The organism is Microlunatus sp. Gsoil 973 (genome assembly GCF_009707365.1).
GTDB lineage: Bacteria > Actinomycetota > Actinomycetes > Propionibacteriales > Propionibacteriaceae > Microlunatus.
The window spans coordinates 4,191,575-4,212,017 of sequence record NZ_CP046122.1; the positions used below are offsets into that span (position 1 = coordinate 4,191,575).

Sequence of the window (20,443 nt, forward strand, 5' to 3'; positions counted from 1 at the left end):
TCACATGGCCGTACAGCTCGGGTTGTGCGTGCTCGCCATCGTGATCATGGCGGGCCTGCCGATCCTGATCCTGTTCGGTCAGGACGCCGCCGTCCGGCAGATGGATCGCACCCTCCGGACGATCCAGGGTCGACGGGTCGACCGCTCCCTGGAGGAACGTCTGGAACATCACCGCAACGTCCGTGCGCTGAAGAATCAGCGCGGCATGCCGATCGAGCGACTCGGAGCGGACCTGCGCCGGCTGCGCCACCTCATCCAGCACAGCGAGCACCACTCCGCCACCCAGCAGGAGGCGCTGCGCCGCGCGTACGACAGCGCGTTGGCCGACACCTGCCAGATGTTGTCGATCGAGCACGAACTTGACCGGCCGACGGCCGGCATCGAACGCGACATCGAGCGGGTGCGGATCGAGGCGAACCTCGAGTCGCGCGGCATAGTGCTGACCCCGCCGCGTCGGCACGACCAGAACGCCTGATCAGCCTGCGGCTGCCGACCGGTAATCGGGAATAGAGTTCCGGCCCCCGGGTGTTCAGTTGGTTGAGAGTTTCGAAGTCGAAGTATTCTCCCACCGAATTCACCCGCCGATTCATCGTGCCCGCGTAGGCTCGAGTCGAATCGGTCGATGCTGCCTGCAGCAAGGAAAGGTCCGATCATGTTTCGCCTCGGCCAGGCTCGCCGCCGCCGTGAGGTTGCCCGCAACCGCCGTGCCCTCGACCGCGCCATCGCCAGCGCACCCACCCCGGCGATGCGCGACGAGTTGATCATCGTCGCCCAGCGCGACGGCATGTACGGCAAGCGCTGACCCAGCTGGCGGCGAAGGACCGGCCGGTTCGGTCCGGGACGATTCGGTCCGGACGGATCGGTCCGGGCGGTCCGATGAACCCCGTGCGGGTGAGTTGATCAGGGAAGCATCGGCCGGAACAGTGCGATCAGGCTCGGCAACAACACCGCCGTCCCCAACGCGAGGCCGAACAGGGAACAGATCAGGAAGAAGCCGGCCCACAGGCCGCCGGGAATCCGGGTCAGCCGGGCCAGTTGAGCCACGTCCGAACCGCGATCGCCACCCTGCCGGCGCTGCATGATCAACTCGACCACGGGTTTGGGTGCGGCGATCAGCAGCACCCAGGTGATCAGGTAGGCCACCGCCGACTGCCAGGCCGGTGGCACGTACCAGCTGATCGCGAAGACGGCCGCCCCGGCGACCAGGAGCACCAGCACACCGTAGAAGTTCCTGATCAACAACAGCATCACCGTCAGCAGGGCGACCAACAACCAGAGCAAACCGATGCTGTGTCCGGCGACGAGCATCGCCGCAGCGCCCAGCCCGGCCAACGCGGGGCCCAGGTAGCCCACCGCCAGCATGATGATCATGCCCGGTCCGCGTGCTCGTCCCCGGGACACCGTCAGACCCGAGGTGTCGGAATTCAGCCGGATGCCGGTGAGGCGGCGGCCGACCAACAGCGCTGCCGACGCGTGCGCGCCCTCGTGGGTGATCGTCACCAGCAGGCGGGTGATCGGCCAGCATCGCCGATACAGCACGAGCACCAGTCCCAGCACGGCGATCGTCCCGACCAGTCCAGGAGGCGGTGCCGGCTGGGTAGCTGTTGCGCGTCGCCAGATTTCGGTGATCACCTCCACATGGGCAACCCTGCCCTATTCATTCGCCCACCACATCAACCCCGGGCGGTGGGCGCGTCGCACGACAGTAAGGTTCGACGTGGGCGGGAACAGGCGTCCCAGCCCGGATGGTTGCCGAGAAGTACGTTCAACCCTCACGTGAACAGGCGGGTAGTCATGACAACACCGGTCGATCCCACATCCACCGCGGCCTGGGCGAAGCTGACCGAACTGCACGCGAGTCTCCAACCCGACCTGCGCGGTTGGTTCGCCGCGGACCCTGATCGGGCTGCGACCTTCACATTCCGTGCCGCAGACCTGCTTGTCGATCTGTCCAAGAACTTCCTCACTGCCGAGATCAGGCAAGCGCTGGTCGAACTCGCCGAGCAGGTCGGCCTGACCGACCGCATCGAGCAGATGTTCACCGGCCGGCACATCAACGTCACCGAGGATCGGGCCGTCCTGCACACCGCGCTCCGGGCACCCGAGGGCACCGAACTCGAGGTCGACGGCCAGGACGTCGTCGCCGACGTGCACAAGGTGCTGAAGAAGGTCTACGACTTCGCCACCAAGGTGCGCAGCGGCGAGTGGACCGGGGTCACCGGCAAGCCGATCGAGACGGTGGTCAACATCGGGATCGGCGGTTCCGATCTCGGCCCGGTGATGGCGTACGAGGCCCTCCTGCCCTATCGGCAGGAGGGGCTGACCGCCCGCTTCATCTCCAACATCGACCCGACCGACGCGTACCTGAAGACCCACAATCTCGATCCGGAGACCACGCTCTTCATTGTCAGCTCCAAGACCTTCGGCACCTTGGAGACACTGACCAACGCCCGGCTCGCCCGCAGTTGGCTGCTGGGCGGGTTGGCGAAGTCCGGGGCGATCTCCGCTGACGAGGACTCCAGCAAGCAAGCGGTCGCCAAACACTTCGTTGCGGTCTCCACCGCGCTGGACAAGGTGGCCGCCTTCGGCATCGACCCCGCGAACGCGTTCGGTTTCTGGGACTGGGTCGGTGGGCGCTACTCGGTCGACTCGGCGATCGGCACCTCGCTGGTCGTGGCGATCGGACCGGAGAACTTCGCCGACTTCCTCGCCGGTTTCCGCGCGATGGACGAACACTTCCGGCATACGCCGACGGCGGAGAACGTGCCCGCGCTGATCGGCCTGCTCAACGTCTGGTACAACAACTTCTTCGGTGCCCAGACCCATGCCGTGCTGCCGTATTCGCAGTACCTGCACCGGTTCCCGGCGTACCTGCAACAGCTGACCATGGAGTCCAACGGCAAGGGTGTTCGCTACGACGGCAGCCCGGTGGTGACGCAGACCGGTGAGGTGTTCTGGGGCGAGCCCGGGACGAATGGCCAACACGCCTTCTACCAGCTGATCCACCAGGGCACCCGGCTGATCCCGGCCGACTTCATCGCCTTCGCCAATCCGGCGCATCCGCTCACCGACGGCGACGCGGACGTGCACGAACTGTTCCTGGCGAACTTCTTCGCCCAGACCCGGGCGCTGGCCTTCGGCAAGACCGCCGACGAGGTCCGGGCCGAGGGCACCGCGGAAGAGATCGTTCCCGCCCGTGTGTTCACCGGGAACCGGCCGACCAATTCGATCATGGCTCCGGCGCTGACGCCGTCAGTGCTCGGGCAGTTGATCGCCCTCTACGAGCACATCACCTTCACCCAGGGAACGGTGTGGGGCATTGACAGCTTCGACCAGTGGGGTGTGGAACTTGGCAAACAACTCGCCCAGGAGGTCACTCCAGCGGTCGCTGGTGACGCCGACGCGTTGGCCGATCAGGACTCCTCGACCCAGTCGCTGATCGGCTACTACCGCCGACACCGGTCCTGACCGCCGGAGCACCGCGACCGGGCGTGCGGGCCGGTGGGCGCCGCCTGTCGGCACGACGCGACCGGGCGGGCCGGGTCTCGCCCTTCGGCCCGGTCTCTCGCCATTTGGTATTCCCGATTACCCTGGTGGGTTATGTGGGTCGGATGGGTCGCGTTGCTGGTGGTGCTACTGGTGACCGTCGCCTTCGTCGGCTATCGACGGCGCACGGACGGGCGATTCCGTGCCGTGGCACCTGCCGGCTCCGCCGAACCGCCCCGCCTGACCGAGGCCGACCTGGGTAGGCCGTTGGGCCGTGATGCGACCGTCGTCCAGTTCTCCAGCGAGTTCTGTGCGCCGTGCCGAGCAGCCGAACGGGTCATCACCGACGCCGTTGCCGAGCACGACGGCGTCGGGTACGTCGATCTCGATTCGGCCGAGAAGCTGGACTTGACCCGGCGGCTCAACATTCTCCGGACGCCGACCGTGGTGATCACCGACCGCACCGGCCGGGTCGTCCACCGGACCGCCGGGGTACCGACCAAGCAGTCCCTGCAAGAGTCCGTGCAAGCCGCCCTTTCCGCAGGAGCCAGCCGATGACCACGCCAAGCCACACCGCCGAACTCGCTGCACAGCGTGAGGCCGGCTGGATCGACCCCAGGGGTCAGCGTTTCGGGGCCGGGATCACCACCGTCGTCCTGGCAATTGCCCTCGTCCTGCAGAACCCCTGGATCCTGCTGTTCCAGGCGCTGATCTTCGCGGTCACGGTGGCGGCCGGACCGGCTGGCGGTCCGTACGGGCTGATCTTCCGCCGGATGATCCGCCCGCGGATCTCCGCGCCGCTGGAACTGGAGGATCCGAGACCGCCACGCTTCGCCCAACTGGTCGGCCTGATCTTCTCCGTTGCCGGCGTGATCGGCTTCGCCAGCGGCGTCTGGCTGCTCGGGCTGATCGCCACCGGATGCGCCGTGGTGGCCGCTCTGTTGAACGCGTTGATCGGCTACTGCCTTGGCTGCGAGATGTACCTGCTCGGCCGTCGGCTGCTGTCGGCGCGCCGCTGATCACCGCGACGAGCGGCGCGGGGGTTCATCGCGGGTTCAGATCCAGCGCCTGGACCAGGCCGTCGTCGGAGACGTAGGAGACCAGCAGCCTGCCGCTGGTCCGTACTTGATCACGGGCGGCGCTGTCCAGAGGAATCGTCACCAGTTGCCTCCCGGGGTGCACCGTCACGGTGCGGTCGCCGAGTGCGTGTCCACTCATGTCCGGCGACCAGGCCGGAATGCCGCCGTCCGACGTGGCACACGGGGTGAAGCCGTAGTCCGGTGGCGGATCGTCGGCGGCCGGACAACTGGTCGAATAGACCGGGATGTCCCCGCTGGGATCGTGCCAGGCGAAGACGTGTGCGGTGCCGCTGCTCCGCGAGTCGATCACCAGCGAGGCGCCGGTCGGAGTGACCCGGGCGTCCTTCACCGAAATACCGTTTCGGGCCGTCACCGGCGGGCGACCGGCGATCGGGACCCCGTTGCGGGCCGACTGGATGATCGTCTGCGGCGAGTCGGCCCCGCTCAGGTTGGTGTGGCCGAGGATCGGCGGCGGCGCCTGCGTCGGTTGATCCTCGGGCGGGGTGTAACCGGGCATCGTCGCGACACCCCACCGGTACGGGTCCGACTGCACGCTGCCGAAGGCGCTCCAGGCCAGCCGGGTACTGATGTCGATGTGCCGCAATTCGGTGGTCCCGTCCGCCGCGGTGTCGTCGTTGTCGTAGGGGGTGATGTTGATCGCCAGATGATCCGGGTCGATGGCCTCCGGCAGGTCCGCGATCGGGATCTTGACCTCGAGGTCATAACCGCCGCCGGTATAGGCATGATCAACAGTCGTGCTGTTCGAACCCACCCACGTCGCCGTCGAAGCGACCTCGACGCCGGCTGCATTCGGGGCGTCCTGCACCGTGTCGGCCAGTGGCCCGGTCGCGTAGCCCTGATGATTGTCGGCGTCCCTCTCCCAGCAGGGACCGTTCACGCCGTTGCCGTTGCTGTTGTCCGGGTCATCGGTGTAGGGGAAGACGCCCAGCTTGAAGGTGTCCGCCGTGTCCATCGCATCCTGGGAGGCGTTGCCCTGCGGATCGATCTGGAACTCCACCGAGTCGGCCAACCAGTGAGCGACGCATTCCGCCGGGGTCACGGCATAGGACTGGTAGTCGTCGAGGACGTGGACGAAGAAGTAGAGCGCGTCATCGGACCAGCTGACCTTGGCGTAAGTGCCGGGACCGTCCGCGGACTCGCCGCAGTCGGCGGGCGTGGCACATCCCGAGGCCCCCTGCCAGATCCGGCCGATGTCCAGTTTCGGACCGGGATACTCGGCGGCGGACGCGTGCCCGTCGACCACCGGCGCCCCGCTCACCTGCCGGATCGAGGTCGCCGGCACGATCGACACGGCCAGGGTGTCGGTCGACGGTTGGGATGAGCCCTGGGCGGTCGTGGTGATCGGGATGGACGCCTGTTGTCCCGCCGGGAGCGTGGTGTCGGTGTTGGTCACGCTGAAGGTGACTGTCGTCGTCTTTCCCGGGGCGAGCAGCCCGTAGTCCTTCGTGGTGGCGTCGGCGGTGAAGTCCGCGGGCAGTTCGAGGGAGACCCGTCCCCTCTGCGGTCGGTCGGACCAGTTGTGCACATCGACCGGAATCGTCATCGACCGGCCGAGCACGACCGTGGCCACCGCGTCCGAGCGGCCGAGCCGCCGGGCGGCGGGCGCGGTGTCCTGAAGCCAGGAGTCGTACTCGGCCCATTTGCCCCAGCGCTGGTAACGGCCCTCGGCAGGTGCGACAAGCTGGACGACGTTGTCGGTGTAGCCGCTCGCCCTGCCGGCGGTGACCTGTGCCGCGATCTTGGCGTACTGGCCGATCGCACCTTCGGCAGCCGGCGTGACCGTGAAATCGACGGTGGTCTCGTCGGCGCGACCTGTCACCGCAAGCCGTTTCTGGCCGTCGCTGGTCCAGCCGGCGGGCAGCATCAGCCTGGCCGTGGCGTTCGGGATCACTCCCTTGCCTGCTCGCAGGTGCAGGGTCACCGTGAACGGCTGGCCCGGCACGACGTAGAAGTCGGAGAAACTCAGATACTCCAGGGTGCCCAGCGGCAGTCCGCCCGGATCGGGTTTGCTTGCCCCGAAGAAGATCGCATCGTCCAGGCCGGCCTTCGGGTTGGCCGATCCGTCGGCACGCGTGTTGGGCTGGAAGGGCACCCAGGAGTCGGTCATCGCGAACCGGGAACAGCCCGGTGCCGAAGTGCCCATGTACATGGTCCTGCTCTGCGTCGGATAGGCCGAGCGGCCCTCGTCGGCGACCTGCTGCCAGATCTTCGGCGTTCCCGCCGGTCGGCCCTGCAGGTTGCCCTTCGGCCAGCGGTACGGCGAGTCGTAGCCGGTCCACACTCCGGCGACGGTCGACGGGTTGGTCGCGGCAGGGATGAAGCCACCAGCGCAGTTGGGGCTGGTCGGGGTTCCGCCGGTGCCCGTCGTGCTGCCGCCGGAGAAGATCTTCTTGACCTGCCAGGTGCTCACTGCGTGGGGACCGGTGAGCTGGTCGGGGAACATGGTCGGATCCGCGGCCGCCCGAACGCCTTCCCAGATCAGCCGTCCGGCCTGTTGATGGTTGCCGTGCCCAGCGGCGAGGGTCGGCGTGAACCCGATGAAGATGTCGGGCTGGGTGGTGCGGATGATCCGGGTGACGCGCCGCAGGGTCTCCTGCTCGTCCCAGATCTGCTGGGTCAGCGGTGCGCTCTGGTTGTAGAAGAAGTCGACCCGGTCAACGTAGAACAGGTCGACGGTCCCTGACCGGTAGTGGGCGATCCGGTCCTCGTTCTCCCGGCGGAGCCCCAACGCCTGTCCGCTCTCGGTCCCGTACGCGTTTCCGCCGCCCTCGCCGCGGGTGATCTGGATGATCCCGCAGCGGGTGCCGTACTTCCGGTGCCAGACGCCACACGGGCCGATGATGCTGGTGTCGTCGTCGGGATGGGCCCACTCGCCCATCACGTTGATCTTGGTGCCCGGCGGGGCGATGTAGCCGGAGCCGTGATGGGGCAGCGGCGTCGCGGCGGCCGGGTGTGCGGACGCCGAACCGACGGCGGCCGCCAGCACCGCGAGAACCAGCAGCAGCTGACGAACGGGGCGTGAGTGAGGGAACCGCATTGCGATCACTCCGAGGGTGTACGGGCACAGCGTGCCGACGGATCGCACGCCGTTGACAGCCCCGATCAGCAAGGCGGGCAGGTGATCATCACCGGTTGATCACGGTAGAACTCCAAGATCAACTCCGCAAGGGCCTGCCCGCCCTGTGATCCCCTCACTCGTCTGCAGTGTCGGGATCAGTCGTCGTCCGCGTCCTGAGGATCGTCGCTGTCGGCTTCCTGGTCGGAGCCGACGTTCGGTCCCCTGCGAGCGGAGCTTGTCCACCTCGGCCATGGCGTTACGAAGATCGCTGAGCCAGGACTCGGTGTGCTCGCCGACCAGCTTGACGGCCCAGGACAGGGCCTCCGACCGGGACCGGGCAACGCCGGCGTCGACCAGAGTGTCGAGCACCCGGCGCTCGGGTTGCTTCAGCCGGGTCATCACCGGTACGGAGATGTGGGTGAAGAGTGCCTCGGTGTCGCCCGCGGCGGCGCCCCAGGAGACCTTGCGTCCGTAGCGCGCCTGCGCCTCATCGGCTATCTCCATCCGGGTCTCCCGGCTGTCGGAACGGAACCGGCTGATCCGGCCCTCGGCCTCGGCCCCGGTCAGCTGCCCCGTATCCGCGAGAGTGCCGATCACCACGATCTCCTCACGGTCGACCGTGACGTCGACCTCGGAGAACCATTCCGAGGGCAACCGACCGGCGAACCACTCGTTGGCGTCGTCTGCCGGAGGCAGATCGCCCTGTTGCCAGCCGCCCGGCCGGCCGAAGCCACGGGGTCCGCGGTGCCGCCCACCGCGGCCCCACGGCACATTGGCCGGGTCACTGAGGAATTCACGAAGGGCCTCGGGGCCGCCTTCGGCGAACGGATGCCCGGGGTGACCCGGATGCCCGCCCCGACGCCGGCGCCGCTCCTGGCCCGGCTCACTGTCGTCATCGCGGCGACGGCCGCGGCCTCCACCGCGGCCATCCGGGCCGCGTCGTGCGGGTCCGAACCCAGCTCCGGGACTGCCTCCGGGGAAATCAGTGTCGCGCATCATGCCCTCCTTCCTTCGTACGAACATGTGCTGATTACATGATTACACAATTACAAAGGAACGCAAGGGGGCCGGATCCGGGAGGGAACGGGTGAGGTGCGGGAGGAGCCGATCTCGGGCGACGCGAGCCGGGTCAGTTCCGAACCAGCTCGGGAGCCCCCGCGGCGGGGTCACCGATCGGGGGCCGGTGAGCGGCGAGATCGTAGACCGTCTTGACACAGGCGAGCTGGTCCCGGACGACGCCCTTGACCCAGGCGAGCCGCCGGTTCCTGACGGTCCGGTCGCCGACTCCGACCGCATCGAGCCCGACAGCGCGAGCGGTACCAACCGCGCGGGGCAGGTGGTAGCTCTGGGTGATCATGGTCGCCTGACGGATCCCGAAGACGTCCCGCGCCCGGACAACGGAGTCGTAGGTGTCGAAGCCGTAGCGGTCGACGATGATCTTGTCCTTCGGAACGCCATGATCAACGAGATAACGCCTCATGGCCTCGGTCTCGTCGAAGAACTCTGCCGCATGATCACCCGTCACCAAGATCATCGAGATCCTGCCGCGGTCCAGCAACTCGCGGCCGAGGTCCAGCCGTGCCCGGAGAAATGCGGACGGCGCGCCGTCGGCGTAGACCAGCGCGCCGAACACGATGCCGACCGGCGTGACCGGCACGTCCTGGAGTGAATAGAGGTGACCGTGCGCCTGGCGGCGAACATAGCCGACGGCTGCCGCCGTCGACACGACCCCAAGAGTCGACACGACCCCAACACCGGCCGCCAGCAATCCGACGCGCCCGACCCGGGGGATTCGGTCAGACTGCCTCCGAAGCTTGCGGTCGCGGTGTCGAGGCATGGATCCATGGTAGGTGGGCCATGCCGTGCCACCAGCGCGGCGAAGCGATGCTTGGCAGATTCTTCGCAACATCGCGGTTCTCGATAGCGTTGGGAGCGTGCCCGAAGGTGACACCGTCTGGCGCGCCGCCCACCTACTGCATCGCGCATTGGCCGGAAATTCCCTGACCAGGTGTGAATTCCGTGTGCCTGCGCTGGCGACGACCGACCTGACGGGCCGGATCGTGACCGAGGCGGTCTCCCGTGGCAAGCATCTGCTGATCAGATTCGACAACGGGTGGAGCCTGCACAGCCATCTGCGGATGGAGGGATCCTGGCGGATCTTCGCCGACGGGCGCCGCTGGAATGGTGGACCCAGTCACGAAATCCGTGCTGTCCTCGGTGTCCCGGGCAGTACCGCGGTTGGCTACCGGCTGGGCGTCCTGGAGTTGGTCCGGACCGATCAGGAGTCCGCCGTCGTGGGCCATCTCGGTCCCGACCTGCTCGGACCCGAGTGGGATCTCGCCGAAGCTGTTCGACGACTGCGTGCCGAGCCAGACCGGGCGATCGGAGAGGCGCTGCTCGACCAACGGAACCTCGCCGGGATCGGTACCGTCTACCGGGCGGAGATCCTCTTTCTGCAGGGCATCCATCCGCGGACGCCGGTGGGCCAGGTTCGTGATCTTGAACGGCTGTGCGAGCGGGTCCGCCAGTTGTTGATCATGAACCGCTCGGGGTTCGAACAGAACACCACCGGTGATCGCCGACCGGGACGCAGCCATTGGGTGTACGGCCGCGCCGGCCGGGAATGCCGCAGGTGCGGCACTGCGATCGCGATGGAGGAGTTCGGACCCTACGGACAGGAGCGGGTCAGCTACTGGTGTCCGCACTGTCAGCCACTGCGACCTGGATAGTGCCGTCGACGACGCGGCTCGGATACAACTCAAGTCGCAGGTCGGGGTTGCTGAGACACTCGCCGGTGTGCAGGCTGTACGCCTCTTTGTACAGGGGTGAGGCGATGGTCGGTACGCCCTGATGGCTGCCGATGATGCCGCGGGCGATCACCGCCGACCCGGTCCGTGGATCACGGTTGGCGGTGATCACCACACGGTCGTCCCACAGCCGGAACACCGCCACCTGGACGCCGTCGACCAGCGCAGCCTCGCCCCATTCCGGTTCCAGGTCGGTCAGTTCGCAGATCGGGTACCAATCCTCGACCGCTGTGATCGATCCCGCCCGTTCCATGATCGTCGTCATGCCACTGCCACCTCCGGTGTGTTTCGTAGTAGTTCACAGATTCGGTCCTTGCAGGTTCCACAGCCGGTGCCCGCCCGGGTCGCCCGGCCGACGGCCGCCAGGTCGGCATTGCCCTCGCCGATGGCAGCGACTATCTCGGCCGCGGAAACGCCGGCGCAGCGGCATACGGTTGCCTCCGGCCCGAGTGGATCGGTGCCCATCGCCTGATCCGGACCGTCATGGCGCAGCAGGGCGGAGCGATCACTGGGCAGTTCGGCGCGCCGCTCGTACAGCAACGTCAACTCCGCTGCAGCCCGGGGCAGCCCGACGCAGATCAGCCCTTCCAGGCGGCCGTCGCGGGTGATCATCTTCGCGTACCGACTGAGCTCCGGATCGCTCCACTGGGCCACGCGCAGCTCTCCGTCCTGCAGCAGGGAGTCCAGTGGGTCGGCGTCCACCGCTCCGGCCGAGACCACCGAGAGACCGGATGCCTTCACCGTCAGCACCGGTCCGCCCTCATCCGGCGCATTGGTCGTCAGCCGACCGTCATCGGGATCGGCGAGCTGCCGGGCGACCCGCGACGCCTGGGCCCACCCCGGCCCGATCAGCCCACTGGGCGCGTCGGCGGCCCGACAGCCGGCGCAGTTCTCGTCCGCGCACCGGATTCGGGCGCAGTCACCGATCGCGAAGATGCTTCGATCACTGATCGACCGAAGATCATGATCGACCAGAATCCCGTTGTGACAGGAGATTCCTGCTCGGCGTGCGAGTCCGGTCCGCGGTTCGGCACCGCAACACAACACCAACCCGTCGCCGCTGATCTCCCGCCCGTCGGCCAGCTGCAGGCCGACGAACCTGCCCTGAGTGAGCCGTAGCCCTTGCGCCCTGGCCTGCGCGATCACCGTCACGTCCTGCCGGCGCAGATGCCGGGAGACGATGGCAGCCGCCGTCTGGTCGAGGTTGCGCTCCATGGGCACCCGGCCGGTGTGCACCAGGCTGGTCCGGACCCCCGACCCGGCGGCGGCCAGCGCGAATTCCATGCCGAGTACGCCACCGCCCAAAATGATCACGTTTCGGCCGGCACCGACGATCGCTGCAACCCGGTCGGCGTCGGAAAGATCACGAAGCACGGCGACGCCATCGGGCAGCCTGGCATCCTCGCCGGAATCCTGGACTGCCAGCCCGGCCAGCCGCGGAACGCGTGCGGCGGCCCCGGTTGCGAACACCAGCGCGTCGTAGGCGAATTCGTCGCCATCGTCGAGAGTGACGTAGCGACGTTCCCGATCGATCGCCGTTACGGAGGTGCCGAGCCGGAGGCGTACGCCGTCGGCCGCCAGTTGCTCCGGGTCGGCCATGATCATCAGTTCCCGGTCAGTGCGCCCGAGTGCCAGCTCGCCGATCATGATCCGGTTGTAGGCCGGGTCCGGCTCGGAACCGACGACCAGGAGCTGCAGTCGGTGATCGCGGACTGCGGGCCGCAACTCCTCGACCAAACGGGCCGCGACCGGTCCGAAGCCGATCACGACCACACGGCGAGCCCTGCGCCGTCGCTGCTGCAGCATCAGGCGTCCGCCGTGCGGGTGACCGTCACCCGGCTGGTCTTGAACTCCGGCATGCCCGAAACCGGATCGGTGACGGCCGCGGTCAGCAGGTTCGCCGATTGCGCACCGGGGAAGTGGAACGGCAGGAACACCGTGTCCTGTCGGATCCCCGTTGTCAGCCCGGCGCGGCAGCGGACCCGGCCGCGCGGGCTGCTGACCAGCACCTCATCGCCGTCACCGATGCCGAGTTCGGCAGCCGTCACCGGGTGCAGCTCCAGCCGCGCGTCGGGTGCGGCCGCAGCCAGCTCGTCGACCCGACGTGTCTGGGCACCGGACTGGTAGTGCTCGAGCAACCGTCCGGTGATCAAGGTCAGCTGCTTCCCGGTTGCCGGTGGGTCGGCCTGCTGGCCCGGCCTCACGGCCACCATGATCGCCCGGCCGTCGGGTGTCGAAAACCGATTTGCGAACAGCCGCGGGGTGCCGGTCGTCGCGTACGGCCAATGGACCGGCTGGTCGCCGTCGAGCAGGTCGTAGTCGATTCCTGAGTAGTCGGCGATCCCACCCTCGCTTGCCCGGCGCAACTCGTCGAAGACATCCTCGGGGCGGCTCGGGAATGCCGACGGCGCCCGAAGCCGTTCGGCCAGTTCGCGCAGGATCTTCAGTTCGCTCCTGGCTCCGCCCGGGGCCGGCAGGGCGCTTCGGCGACGGATGACCCGACCCTCGAGATTGGTCATCGTGCCGTCTTCCTCGGCCCACTGCAGCACCGGTAGCACCAGATCGGCGTGGTGCGCGGTCTCCGACATCACGAAGTCACTGACCACCAGGAAGTCCAGGGCGTGCAGCCGCTTCGTCAGCGCCGCGGCATCGGGTGCCGAGACGAGCAGGTTACTGCCGTGGACCAGGAGCATCCGCACGCCGTCGGGTTCGCCGAGTCGCTCCAGCAGCTGCACGGCCGGCAGGCCGGGACCCGGCAGCTGATCAGGTTCGACACCCCAGACCGCGGCAATGTGCGCGCGGGCGCGGGGATCGGTGATCTTGCGGTAGCCGGGGAGTTGGTCGGACTTCTGCCCGTGTTCCCGGCCCCCCTGGCCGTTGCCCTGGCCGGTGAGCGTGCCGTAGCCGGAGTCCGGCCGGCCCGGCAGACCGAGCAGCAGTGCCAGGTTGATCGCGGCGGTTGCCGTATCGGTGCCGTTGACATGCTGTTCCACACCGCGGCCGGTGATCAGATAGCAGCCGCCATTGTCCCGAGCCCAGGCCAGCCGGCGGGCCATCTGCCGCACCTGTTCGGCCGGTACGCCGGTGATCGACTGCACACGCTCCGGCCACAGATCGGCGACGCTGCGGCCGACGTCGGCGAGCCCGCTGACCCGCGATGCCACATAGTCACGATCGAACAGCTGTTCGGTGAGAACGACGTGGGTGAGCCCGAGCAGCAGTTCCAGGTCGGTACCCGGGACAGGCTGCAGGTGGACACCCGAACCACCGGCCGTGAGCATCGCAGTCGCCGATACCCGTGGATCGACGACGATCAGCCCTCCTGCCTGCCGTGCACCTGCCAGATGCTGCACGAGGGGTGGCATCGTGTCGGCGACGTTCGAGCCGAGGAACATGATCGTGTTGGCCCGGTCGAGGTCCTCGACCGGGAACGGCAGCCCGCGGTCGATCCCGAAGGCGCGGTTGGCCGCCGCGGCCGCGGACGCCATGCAGAACCGGCCGTTGTAGTCGATCATCGAGGTGCCGAGCGCGACCCGGGCGAACTTGCCCAGCAGGTAGGCCTTCTCGTTGGTCAGGCCCCCGCCGCCGAAGACCGCAACGGCATCCTTGCCGTGCTCTGCCTGGACACGGCTGACCTGCTCGACGATCAACTCGTACGCCTGCTGCCAGCTGATCGGCCGGTGACGGCCGTCCGCACCACGGAGCAGGGGCGTGGTCAGGCGGTCCGGGTGCCGCAGCAGTTGCGCGGCGGTCCAGCCCTTGCGGCACAGCCCGCCGCGATTGGTCGGGAAGTCCCGGCCGGACACCGTGACCGATTCGCCGTCCGTGGTCAGCGTCATCGCACACTGCAGCGCACAGTACGGGCAGTGCGTGTCGACCGTGGTCACGATCGTGCCTCGACCCGGCCCCGGACGTACACCGTGATCGTGATGATCATCAGCACCAGGTACGCCGCCGCAAAGCCCAGGAACGCTCCGGCGTAACCACCGGTCGCCTGCTTGGACGCGCTGAGGATCTGCGGCACGAGGAAGCCGCCGTAGGCGCCTATCGCCGCGATCAGGCCCAGTGCGGCAGCTGCCTTGCGTTGCTGACTGACGGTACCGTCGCCGGCGCGGGTGGTGAAGATCACCGGGATCATCCGATACGTGGAGCCGTTGCCGACGCCGGTTGCGACGAACACGAACAGGAAGCAGCACAGGAAGATCACGAAGCTTCTTATCGGCAGCGCGATCACCAGCGCCAGGGAACCGAGCATCATCGCGACGAAGGCGGCGGCGGTGACCCTTGCCCCGCCGAACCGATCGGCCAGCCGACCGCCGTACGGCCTGGCGAGGGATCCCACCAGCGCGCCGAGGAAGGCAAGGGATACCGATGCGGTGCCGATCGGCAGTGCGGCGAATTCGGGGAACGTGTCGTTGATCAACTTCGGAAAGACACCGGAGAAGCCGATGAAGGAGCCGAAGGTGCCGACGTAGAGCAGCGCCAGCAGCCACAGATGTGGCTCTTTGGCGGCTGCAAGGCTTCCGGCGACATCGCTGCGGGCGCCGCTGAGATTGTTCATGAACTTCCAAGCGCCGAATGCGGTGATCAGCAGCAGCGGCACCCACAGCAGCCCGGCCACCGGCAGGTTCGGCCCGGCGTTCGGCGCGAATATCGTGATCGACACGGCGATCGGCACCACGAACTGGGTGACCGACGCTCCGAGGTTGCCTCCGGCTGCGTTCAGTCCGAGCGCCCAACCCTTCTCCCGGACCGGGAAGAAGAAGGTGATGTTGGCCATCGAACTGGCGAAGTTGCCGCCGCCGAGCCCGCTCAGCGCGGCGATGATCAGCAGCACCGGGAACGGTGTCTGTGGTCGGCCGACGACGACGGCCAGGCCGATGGTCGGGATGAGCAGCAACAGTGCGGAGATGGTCGTCCAGTTCCGACCACCGAAACGCGCCACCAGGAACGTGTAGGGAAACCTCATGGTCGCCCCGACCAGGCTGGGCACCGAGATCAGCCAGAACGTCTCGGCTGTGGTGAGGCTGAACCCGGCCTTCGGCAGCAGCACTGCGACAACACTCCACAACTGCCAGACGACGAAGCCGAGGAACTCGGTGCAGATCGACCAGCCGAGATTCCGACGGGCGACCGGGCGGCCGAGGCGTTCCCAGAAGGTCGGGTCCTCGGGTTCCCAGTGATGGATCCAGGTTCCGCCCGGAATGCTGTCGACGGCCCCGACCTGATCCGCGGAGGTGCGCAGAAGGCTCATTGCCGAAAGGCTAGGAACAAGCTGTTTCGGCGGCTGCACAGAACCGTTACCGCCCGGTTCCGGACATCTCACGGTGGCGGGCGGCTCCGGTGAGGCCTCGGGAACAGTGTTGTTACAGACGTGACGCGGTCGCGAAACCGGAGCTTCGTACTGTCCTGGGCAAGCTGAGCCGTCAATTGCCCGGAGGACCCATGCCGTCGAGCCCGAACTCCCACCGCATCGTTGTCGTCGGCGGCGGCCCGGCCGCGTTCCGGCTGGTGGACGCCCTGACCACCCGCGGGCTGGACGGCCGGACGGTGACCGTGGTCGGCGAGGAACCCCACCCGCCCTACGACCGGGTCAACCTGGCCAGGCGCTGGGACCCGGGCACCGATCTGCGGCTGGGCGATCCGTCGTTGTGGCAGCGACCCGATGTCGCGCTGCTGAGCGGTGAACGGGTCACCGAGATCGATCGCCAGGAGCGTGTCGTCCGCACCGACGCGGGGCGGGCGCTGGAGTACGACGAGCTGGTGCTGGCCACCGGTTCCAACGCCTGGGCGCCGCCGGTGCCCGGCGCCGAGCTTGCGGGCGTGCACGTGTATCGCACGATCGCCGACGTGGACCGGATGAGGCAGCACCTCGGCTCGCTGACCGGCAGGAAGAAGCCGACAGCACTGATCGTCGGCGGGGGGCTGCTCGGGCTGGAAGCCGCCGGGGGTCTGGTGACACAGGGCGTTGACGTCCGGGTCGTGCAGTTGGCGCCGTGGTTGATGCCGGCGCAGCTCGACCAGGGTGGTGGCCAGGCGCTCGGCCGGTTGATCAGCGACCTGGGCGTCCAGGTGCAGAACGACGTCGGGCCGCGGCGGATCGAACGCTCCGAGACCGGATCGTTCGCGGTCACCCTGACCGACGACAGTCTCGTCGCCGCCGATCTGGTGATCTTCGCGGTAGGCGTCCGGCCGCGCGACGAACTGGGACGGGACGCCGGTCTGGAGATCGGCCCCCGGGGCGGCGTCGTGGTCGACGATGCCTGCCGGACCAGCGACCCACGGATCTGGGCGATCGGAGAGGTGGCCTGCCTGCCGGAACGGGGCTGCGTCGGCCTGGTCGCGCCGGCCAACGCGATGGCCGAGGTGGTTGCCGACCGAGTGCTCGGCGGAGAAGGCACCTTCCCCGGCGTCGACGACTCGACCAAACTCAAGCTGTCCGGTATCGATGTCGCGGTCTTCGGTGATGCGCTGAGTCGTACCGAGGACTGCCTCGACGTGGTCTACGCGGACCCGGCGCGCGGCGTCTACCAGAAGCTGGTGATGAGCGACGACGGGCGGACGCTGCTCGGCGGCATCCTGGTCGGTGACGCTGCGGCGTACGCGTCCCTGCGGCCGATGGTCGGCCGGGAACTCGGCGCCGAGCCGGCAAGCTATCTCGCCGCGGCGGGGGCGGAGTTGCCCGGCGCCGGCGAACTTCCCGACGACGCCCAGGTCTGCTCCTGCAACGCCGTGTCCGCCGGAACCATCCGCGGCGCGGTGCGGGGCGGCTGTTGTGATATTGCCGGTCTGAAGGCCTGCACCAGGGCGGGGACACAGTGCGGCTCCTGCGTCGGTCTGGTCCAGAAGCTGCTCAACACCGAGCTGGCGGCGGCGGGGGTGGAGATTCCCAAGGCGGTCTGCGAGCATTTCGCCCTGTCCCGGTCGGAGCTCTTCGAGGCCGTCCGGATCGCCGGTCCGGCCTCGTTCACAGCGATCGTCGAGCGCTTCGGTGTCAGCCACGAGGACGGGACCGTGAACCGTGGCTGCGACATCTGCAAGCCGATGGTCGCCTCCATCCTGGCATCGCTGCACGATGAGTACGTTCTCTCCGACGGGCGCGGAACCCTTCAGGACACCAACGACCGGGCGCTGGCGAACCTGCAGAAGGACGGCACCTATTCCGTCGTTCCGCGGATCCCCGGTGGCGAGATCACCCCGGCCAAGCTGAAGGTGATCGCGGAGGTGGCCGAGGACTTCGGCCTCTACACCAAGATCACCGGTGGTCAGCGGATCGACCTGTTCGGGGCCCGGCTTGATCAATTGCCGGACATCTGGGAGCGGCTGATCCAGGCCGGGATGGAATCCGGGCACGCGTACGGGAAGGCCGTACGGACGGTCAAATCCTGTGTCGGGTCGACCTGGTGCCGCTACGGCGTCCAGGACTCGGTCGGCATGGCCATCGAACTCGAACTGCGCTATCGCGGGCTGCGCTCGCCACACAAGATCAAGTTGGGCGTGTCAGGGTGTGCCCGGGAATGTGCCGAGGCGCGCAGCAAGGATGTCGGCGTGATCGCCACGGACAAGGGCTGGAACCTGTACGTCGGAGGAAACGGCGGCTTCACCCCGCGGCACGCCGAACTGTTGATCGGCGATCTGTCCGACGAGATGTTGATCAAGGTCATCGACCGGTTCGTGATGTACTACATCCGGACCGCCGACCGGCTGCAGCGGACCGCGGCCTGGATCGCGGAGCTGGACGGTGGCCTTGATCATCTCCGTGAGGTGATCCTTGAGGACTCATTGGGCATCTGCGCCGATCTGGAAGAGGCGATGGAACGGCATGCCCGCAGCTATACCGACGAGTGGGCCGCCACCCTGGCCGACCCGGAACGGCTGCGGCGCTTCCGCAGCTTCGTCAACGCCGCCGAGCCCGACCAGACGATCACCCGCGTTCCGGAGCGGGGGCAGTGGCGGCCGCCGCATCCTCACGAGGAGGACTCGGCAGTGCCGCAGAACGCTGTGCTGGCATGGGGTCCCACCATCCCGGTCCGTGGTCGATGACCGGAGACCGGATCAGCGACGAGCTGCTCGGTTACACGGTCGGCGTCACCGCCGATCGGCGTTCGGGCGACCTGATCGCTGCTCTGGTCCGGCGTGGCGCCGAGGTGGTGCACGCCCCGACGTTGCGGATCGTGCCTGCCGAGCACGATGATCATCTGCTGGCCGACACCCGCGCGGTGATCGCCGCCCGGCCGGAGTGTGTGCTGGCTACGACGTCGCACGGTTTTCGGGCCTGGATGGAGGCCGCCGACGCGGCCGGACTCGGCGCGGAGCTGATGGAGGTTCTGGCCGGTGCGGCGATCATGGTCCGCGGTCCCAAGGCGCGGGGCGCGGTTCGCGCGGCGGGTTTGAATGAGTGGGGCAGTGGCGCGGAGGAGACCACCGCGGCGCTGGTCGACCTGGCGATCGGCAGTGGCGTCGCCGGTCGGACGATCGCCGTACAGCTGCACGGTTACGTCGATCATGATCAGCTCGGCCGGCTGACGGCAGCGGGTGCCCGGGTGCTGACGGTTGCGCCGTATCGCTGGGCGCCGCCGCCGGACGGCCGGCCGACCGAACGGTTGATCGACGCGATCATCACCCGGCAGGTCGATGCGGTGACCTTCACCAGCGCCCCGGCAGCAGACGCCCTGCTGCAGGCCGCCGGGCGGGTCCATCGATCGGAGAAGCTGCTTGCCGCATTGGACTCCGACGTGCTGCCGGCGACGGTCGGGCCGGTAACAGCCGACCCGCTGCGGCGGGCCGGGGTGAAGCCGGTGCACCCGGACCGTTACCGGCTGGGCGCACTGGTCCGTACGGTGACCGACGAGCTTCGGTCACGGATCTGCCGGGCGGATTCATCGGCCGGCGTTGTGGAGTTGCGCGGCCGCTTGGTGGTCGTCGGCGACCGCAGACTGCTGTTGCCACCCAGCGGCGCGATGATCATGAAGGCGTTGGTCCGGGCCCAGGGGGCCGTGGTGCCCAAGAGTCAACTGAGCTCGTTGGTCGGAAATGATGATCACGCCCTGGAGGTGGCCATCGGCCGGTTGCGCGGCGCGCTGGCCACTCCAGGGTTGGTGACCACGGTGGTACGCCGTGGCTATCGGCTCACCTGAGAGCCGGAAGGTCAGCCGAAGACGTCGGGATCCGGACCGGTCCGGTTGCCGGCGTCCAGAGCGTCGATCGCGGCAAGGTCGTCCGCGGTCAGCTCGAAGTCGAAGACGTTGAAGTTCTCTTCGATGCGCGACGGGGTGATCGACTTCGGGAAGACGATGTACCCCTTCTGCAGATGCCAGCGGATGATCACCTGGGCGGGCGTCTTCCCCGTCCGTGCAGCGATCTCGGCGACGGTGGCGTTGTTCAGGTCCGCACCCAGACCGAGCGGGCTCCAGGATTCGATCTTGATGCCGTGCTTCAGGCTGCCGTTGACGGCGGTCTGGTTGGTGAAGGTCGGGTGGATCTCGATCTGGTTCACCGCCGGCACCGCGCCGCCGTCGGCGACGAGCTTGTCCAGGTGGTCGGGCTGGAAGTTCGAGACGCCGATGGACCTGGTCAGTCCCTGCTCGAGGGCGTCCTGCATGCCGCGCCAGGTCTCGACGTAATCGCCGGAGTTCGGAGTGGGCCAGTGGATCAGGTAGAGGTCCACGTAGTCCGTGCCCAGCTTGGACAGGCTGTCCTTGAGCTCGGTGACGGCGTCGCCGCGCTCATGCTTGCCGTTGGCCAGCTTGGTGGTGATCCACACCTCGCCGCGCGACAGTCCGGACTTGGCGAACGCCTCGCCGACACCCTGTTCATTCTGGTAGCCCTGTGCGGTGTCGATGTGTCGGTAGCCGACCTCCAGCGCCTTGGCAACGGTTGCCACGATGTCGTCGTTCGACACCTGCCAGACGCCGATGCCGAGCTGGGGGATCGCCCGCCCGTCGTTCAGCGTGATGGTAGGGACCTGTGTCATCGGTATGTACTCCTTGGGT

Annotated in this window: 17 protein-coding genes; 8 read left to right on the top strand and 9 right to left on the bottom strand. The window is 67.9% G+C overall.

All coding sequences use genetic code 11. The features are described 5' to 3' along the window. The first annotated feature begins 4 nt into the window (after positions 1 to 4). Both GJV80_RS19700 and GJV80_RS19705 read left to right on the top strand, forming a co-directional pair. Positions 5 to 475 (top strand): hypothetical protein, encoded by a 471-nt coding sequence (locus tag GJV80_RS19700; protein ID WP_154689363.1) that lies wholly within the window; start codon positions 5 to 7, stop codon positions 473 to 475. A 147-nt stretch (positions 476 to 622) separates the two neighbouring features. Then, positions 623 to 802, top strand: a complete 180-nt coding sequence (locus GJV80_RS19705) for a hypothetical protein (RefSeq protein ID WP_154689364.1) — start codon at positions 623 to 625, stop codon at positions 800 to 802. Between the two features lie 98 nt (positions 803 to 900). Here the strand turns inward: GJV80_RS19705 and GJV80_RS19710 are convergent, their stop codons facing one another. After that, positions 901 to 1,632 carry a M50 family metallopeptidase gene (locus GJV80_RS19710; protein ID WP_230207868.1) on the bottom strand — a complete coding sequence of 244 codons (732 nt, stop codon included), beginning with the start codon at positions 1,630 to 1,632 and terminating at the stop codon, positions 901 to 903. 162 nt (positions 1,633 to 1,794) lie between these two features. On the opposite strand from GJV80_RS19710, the gene pgi reads away from it, so the two are divergent. The 3 genes from pgi to GJV80_RS19725 all read left to right on the top strand — a co-directional run bounded on the left by pgi (position 1,795) and on the right by GJV80_RS19725 (position 4,505). After that, positions 1,795 to 3,468, top strand: a complete 1,674-nt coding sequence (gene pgi / locus GJV80_RS19715) for a glucose-6-phosphate isomerase (RefSeq protein ID WP_154689366.1) — start codon at positions 1,795 to 1,797, stop codon at positions 3,466 to 3,468. Between the two features lie 132 nt (positions 3,469 to 3,600). Then, a complete protein-coding gene (locus GJV80_RS19720) occupies positions 3,601 to 4,044 on the top strand; it encodes a thioredoxin family protein (RefSeq protein WP_154689367.1) in 444 nt (147 codons plus the stop codon). Further along, a complete protein-coding gene (locus GJV80_RS19725) occupies positions 4,041 to 4,505 on the top strand; it encodes a DUF4395 domain-containing protein (protein WP_154689368.1) in 465 nt (154 codons plus the stop codon). Before GJV80_RS19720 ends, GJV80_RS19725 begins: the two co-directional genes overlap by 4 nt. Before the next feature lie 25 nt (positions 4,506 to 4,530). Here the strand turns inward: GJV80_RS19725 and GJV80_RS19730 are convergent, their stop codons facing one another. The 3 genes from GJV80_RS19730 to GJV80_RS19740 all read right to left on the bottom strand — a co-directional run bounded on the left by GJV80_RS19730 (position 4,531) and on the right by GJV80_RS19740 (position 9,370). Beyond that, entirely contained in the window at positions 4,531 to 7,695 is a 3,165-nt protein-coding gene (locus GJV80_RS19730) for a PIG-L family deacetylase (RefSeq protein WP_230207869.1), read from the bottom strand. A 27-nt stretch (positions 7,696 to 7,722) separates the two neighbouring features. Continuing rightward, positions 7,723 to 8,640, bottom strand: coding sequence for a hypothetical protein (locus GJV80_RS24745; RefSeq protein WP_305070107.1), 918 nt, complete (start codon positions 8,638 to 8,640; stop codon positions 7,723 to 7,725). A 133-nt stretch (positions 8,641 to 8,773) separates the two neighbouring features. Further along, positions 8,774 to 9,370: a vancomycin high temperature exclusion protein gene (locus GJV80_RS19740; protein ID WP_195909027.1), complete on the bottom strand. Its 597-nt coding sequence runs from the start codon at positions 9,368 to 9,370 to the stop codon at positions 8,774 to 8,776. Positions 9,371 to 9,578: 208 nt separating this feature from the next. Between GJV80_RS19740 and GJV80_RS19745 the strand changes: the two genes are divergently transcribed. Beyond that, a complete protein-coding gene (locus GJV80_RS19745; RefSeq protein WP_154689370.1) occupies positions 9,579 to 10,373 on the top strand; it encodes a DNA-formamidopyrimidine glycosylase family protein in 795 nt (264 codons plus the stop codon). Here the strand turns inward: GJV80_RS19745 and nirD are convergent. From nirD to GJV80_RS19765, 4 genes are read right to left on the bottom strand one after another with little or no spacing between them, the layout of a single operon-like run. Then, complete coding sequence (gene nirD / locus GJV80_RS19750; RefSeq protein ID WP_154689371.1) at positions 10,330 to 10,716, bottom strand: nitrite reductase small subunit NirD; 387 nt, start codon at positions 10,714 to 10,716, stop codon at positions 10,330 to 10,332. The genes GJV80_RS19745 and nirD overlap by 44 nt on opposite strands. Continuing rightward, on the bottom strand, positions 10,713 to 12,257 hold the full coding sequence (locus GJV80_RS19755) for an FAD-dependent oxidoreductase (RefSeq protein WP_154689372.1): 1,545 nt from the start codon (positions 12,255 to 12,257) through the stop codon (positions 10,713 to 10,715). Before GJV80_RS19755 ends, nirD begins: the two co-directional genes overlap by 4 nt. Further along, positions 12,257 to 14,338, bottom strand: a complete 2,082-nt coding sequence (locus GJV80_RS19760; protein ID WP_230207870.1) for a molybdopterin oxidoreductase family protein — start codon at positions 14,336 to 14,338, stop codon at positions 12,257 to 12,259. Before GJV80_RS19760 ends, GJV80_RS19755 begins: the two co-directional genes overlap by 1 nt. Then, positions 14,335 to 15,705: an MFS transporter gene (locus GJV80_RS19765; RefSeq protein WP_154689373.1), complete on the bottom strand. Its 1,371-nt coding sequence runs from the start codon at positions 15,703 to 15,705 to the stop codon at positions 14,335 to 14,337. Before GJV80_RS19765 ends, GJV80_RS19760 begins: the two co-directional genes overlap by 4 nt. A gap of 191 nt (positions 15,706 to 15,896) precedes the next feature. Here GJV80_RS19765 and nirB point away from each other — a divergent pair, with 191 nt between their 5' ends. Continuing rightward, the gene (gene nirB / locus GJV80_RS19770) at positions 15,897 to 18,494 is read left to right on the top strand and encodes a nitrite reductase large subunit NirB (RefSeq protein ID WP_154689374.1); all 2,598 of its coding nucleotides are present in this window, start codon (positions 15,897 to 15,899) and stop codon (positions 18,492 to 18,494) included. Further along, positions 18,461 to 19,588: a uroporphyrinogen-III synthase gene (locus tag GJV80_RS19775; protein ID WP_230207871.1), complete on the top strand. Its 1,128-nt coding sequence runs from the start codon at positions 18,461 to 18,463 to the stop codon at positions 19,586 to 19,588. The genes nirB and GJV80_RS19775 overlap by 34 nt, the downstream gene beginning before the upstream one ends. 11 nt (positions 19,589 to 19,599) lie before the next feature. Here the strand turns inward: GJV80_RS19775 and GJV80_RS19780 are convergent, their stop codons facing one another. Beyond that, positions 19,600 to 20,424 carry an aldo/keto reductase gene (locus tag GJV80_RS19780; RefSeq protein ID WP_154689375.1) on the bottom strand — a complete coding sequence of 275 codons (825 nt, stop codon included), beginning with the start codon at positions 20,422 to 20,424 and terminating at the stop codon, positions 19,600 to 19,602. Positions 20,425 to 20,443 lie beyond the last annotated feature (19 nt).

Coding starts and splice junctions, on each gene's coding strand:
- GJV80_RS19775 (WP_230207871.1), top strand. CDS start 18,461: ATGGGGTCCCACCATCCCGGTCCGTGGTCGATGACCGGAGACCGGATC.
- GJV80_RS19780 (WP_154689375.1), bottom strand. CDS start 20,424: ATGACACAGGTCCCTACCATCACGCTGAACGACGGGCGGGCGATCCCC.
- GJV80_RS19705 (WP_154689364.1), top strand. CDS start 623: ATGCTGCCTGCAGCAAGGAAAGGTCCGATCATGTTTCGCCTCGGCCAG.
- GJV80_RS19720 (WP_154689367.1), top strand. CDS start 3,601: ATGTGGGTCGGATGGGTCGCGTTGCTGGTGGTGCTACTGGTGACCGTC.
- pgi (WP_154689366.1), top strand. CDS start 1,795: ATGACAACACCGGTCGATCCCACATCCACCGCGGCCTGGGCGAAGCTG.
- GJV80_RS19755 (WP_154689372.1), bottom strand. CDS start 12,257: ATGCTGCAGCAGCGACGGCGCAGGGCTCGCCGTGTGGTCGTGATCGGC.
- nirB (WP_154689374.1), top strand. CDS start 15,897: ATGCCGTCGAGCCCGAACTCCCACCGCATCGTTGTCGTCGGCGGCGGC.
- GJV80_RS19700 (WP_154689363.1), top strand. CDS start 5: ATGGCCGTACAGCTCGGGTTGTGCGTGCTCGCCATCGTGATCATGGCG.
- GJV80_RS24745 (WP_305070107.1), bottom strand. CDS start 8,640: ATGCGCGACACTGATTTCCCCGGAGGCAGTCCCGGAGCTGGGTTCGGA.
- nirD (WP_154689371.1), bottom strand. CDS start 10,716: ATGACGACGATCATGGAACGGGCGGGATCGATCACAGCGGTCGAGGAT.
- GJV80_RS19765 (WP_154689373.1), bottom strand. CDS start 15,705: ATGAGCCTTCTGCGCACCTCCGCGGATCAGGTCGGGGCCGTCGACAGC.
- GJV80_RS19725 (WP_154689368.1), top strand. CDS start 4,041: ATGACCACGCCAAGCCACACCGCCGAACTCGCTGCACAGCGTGAGGCC.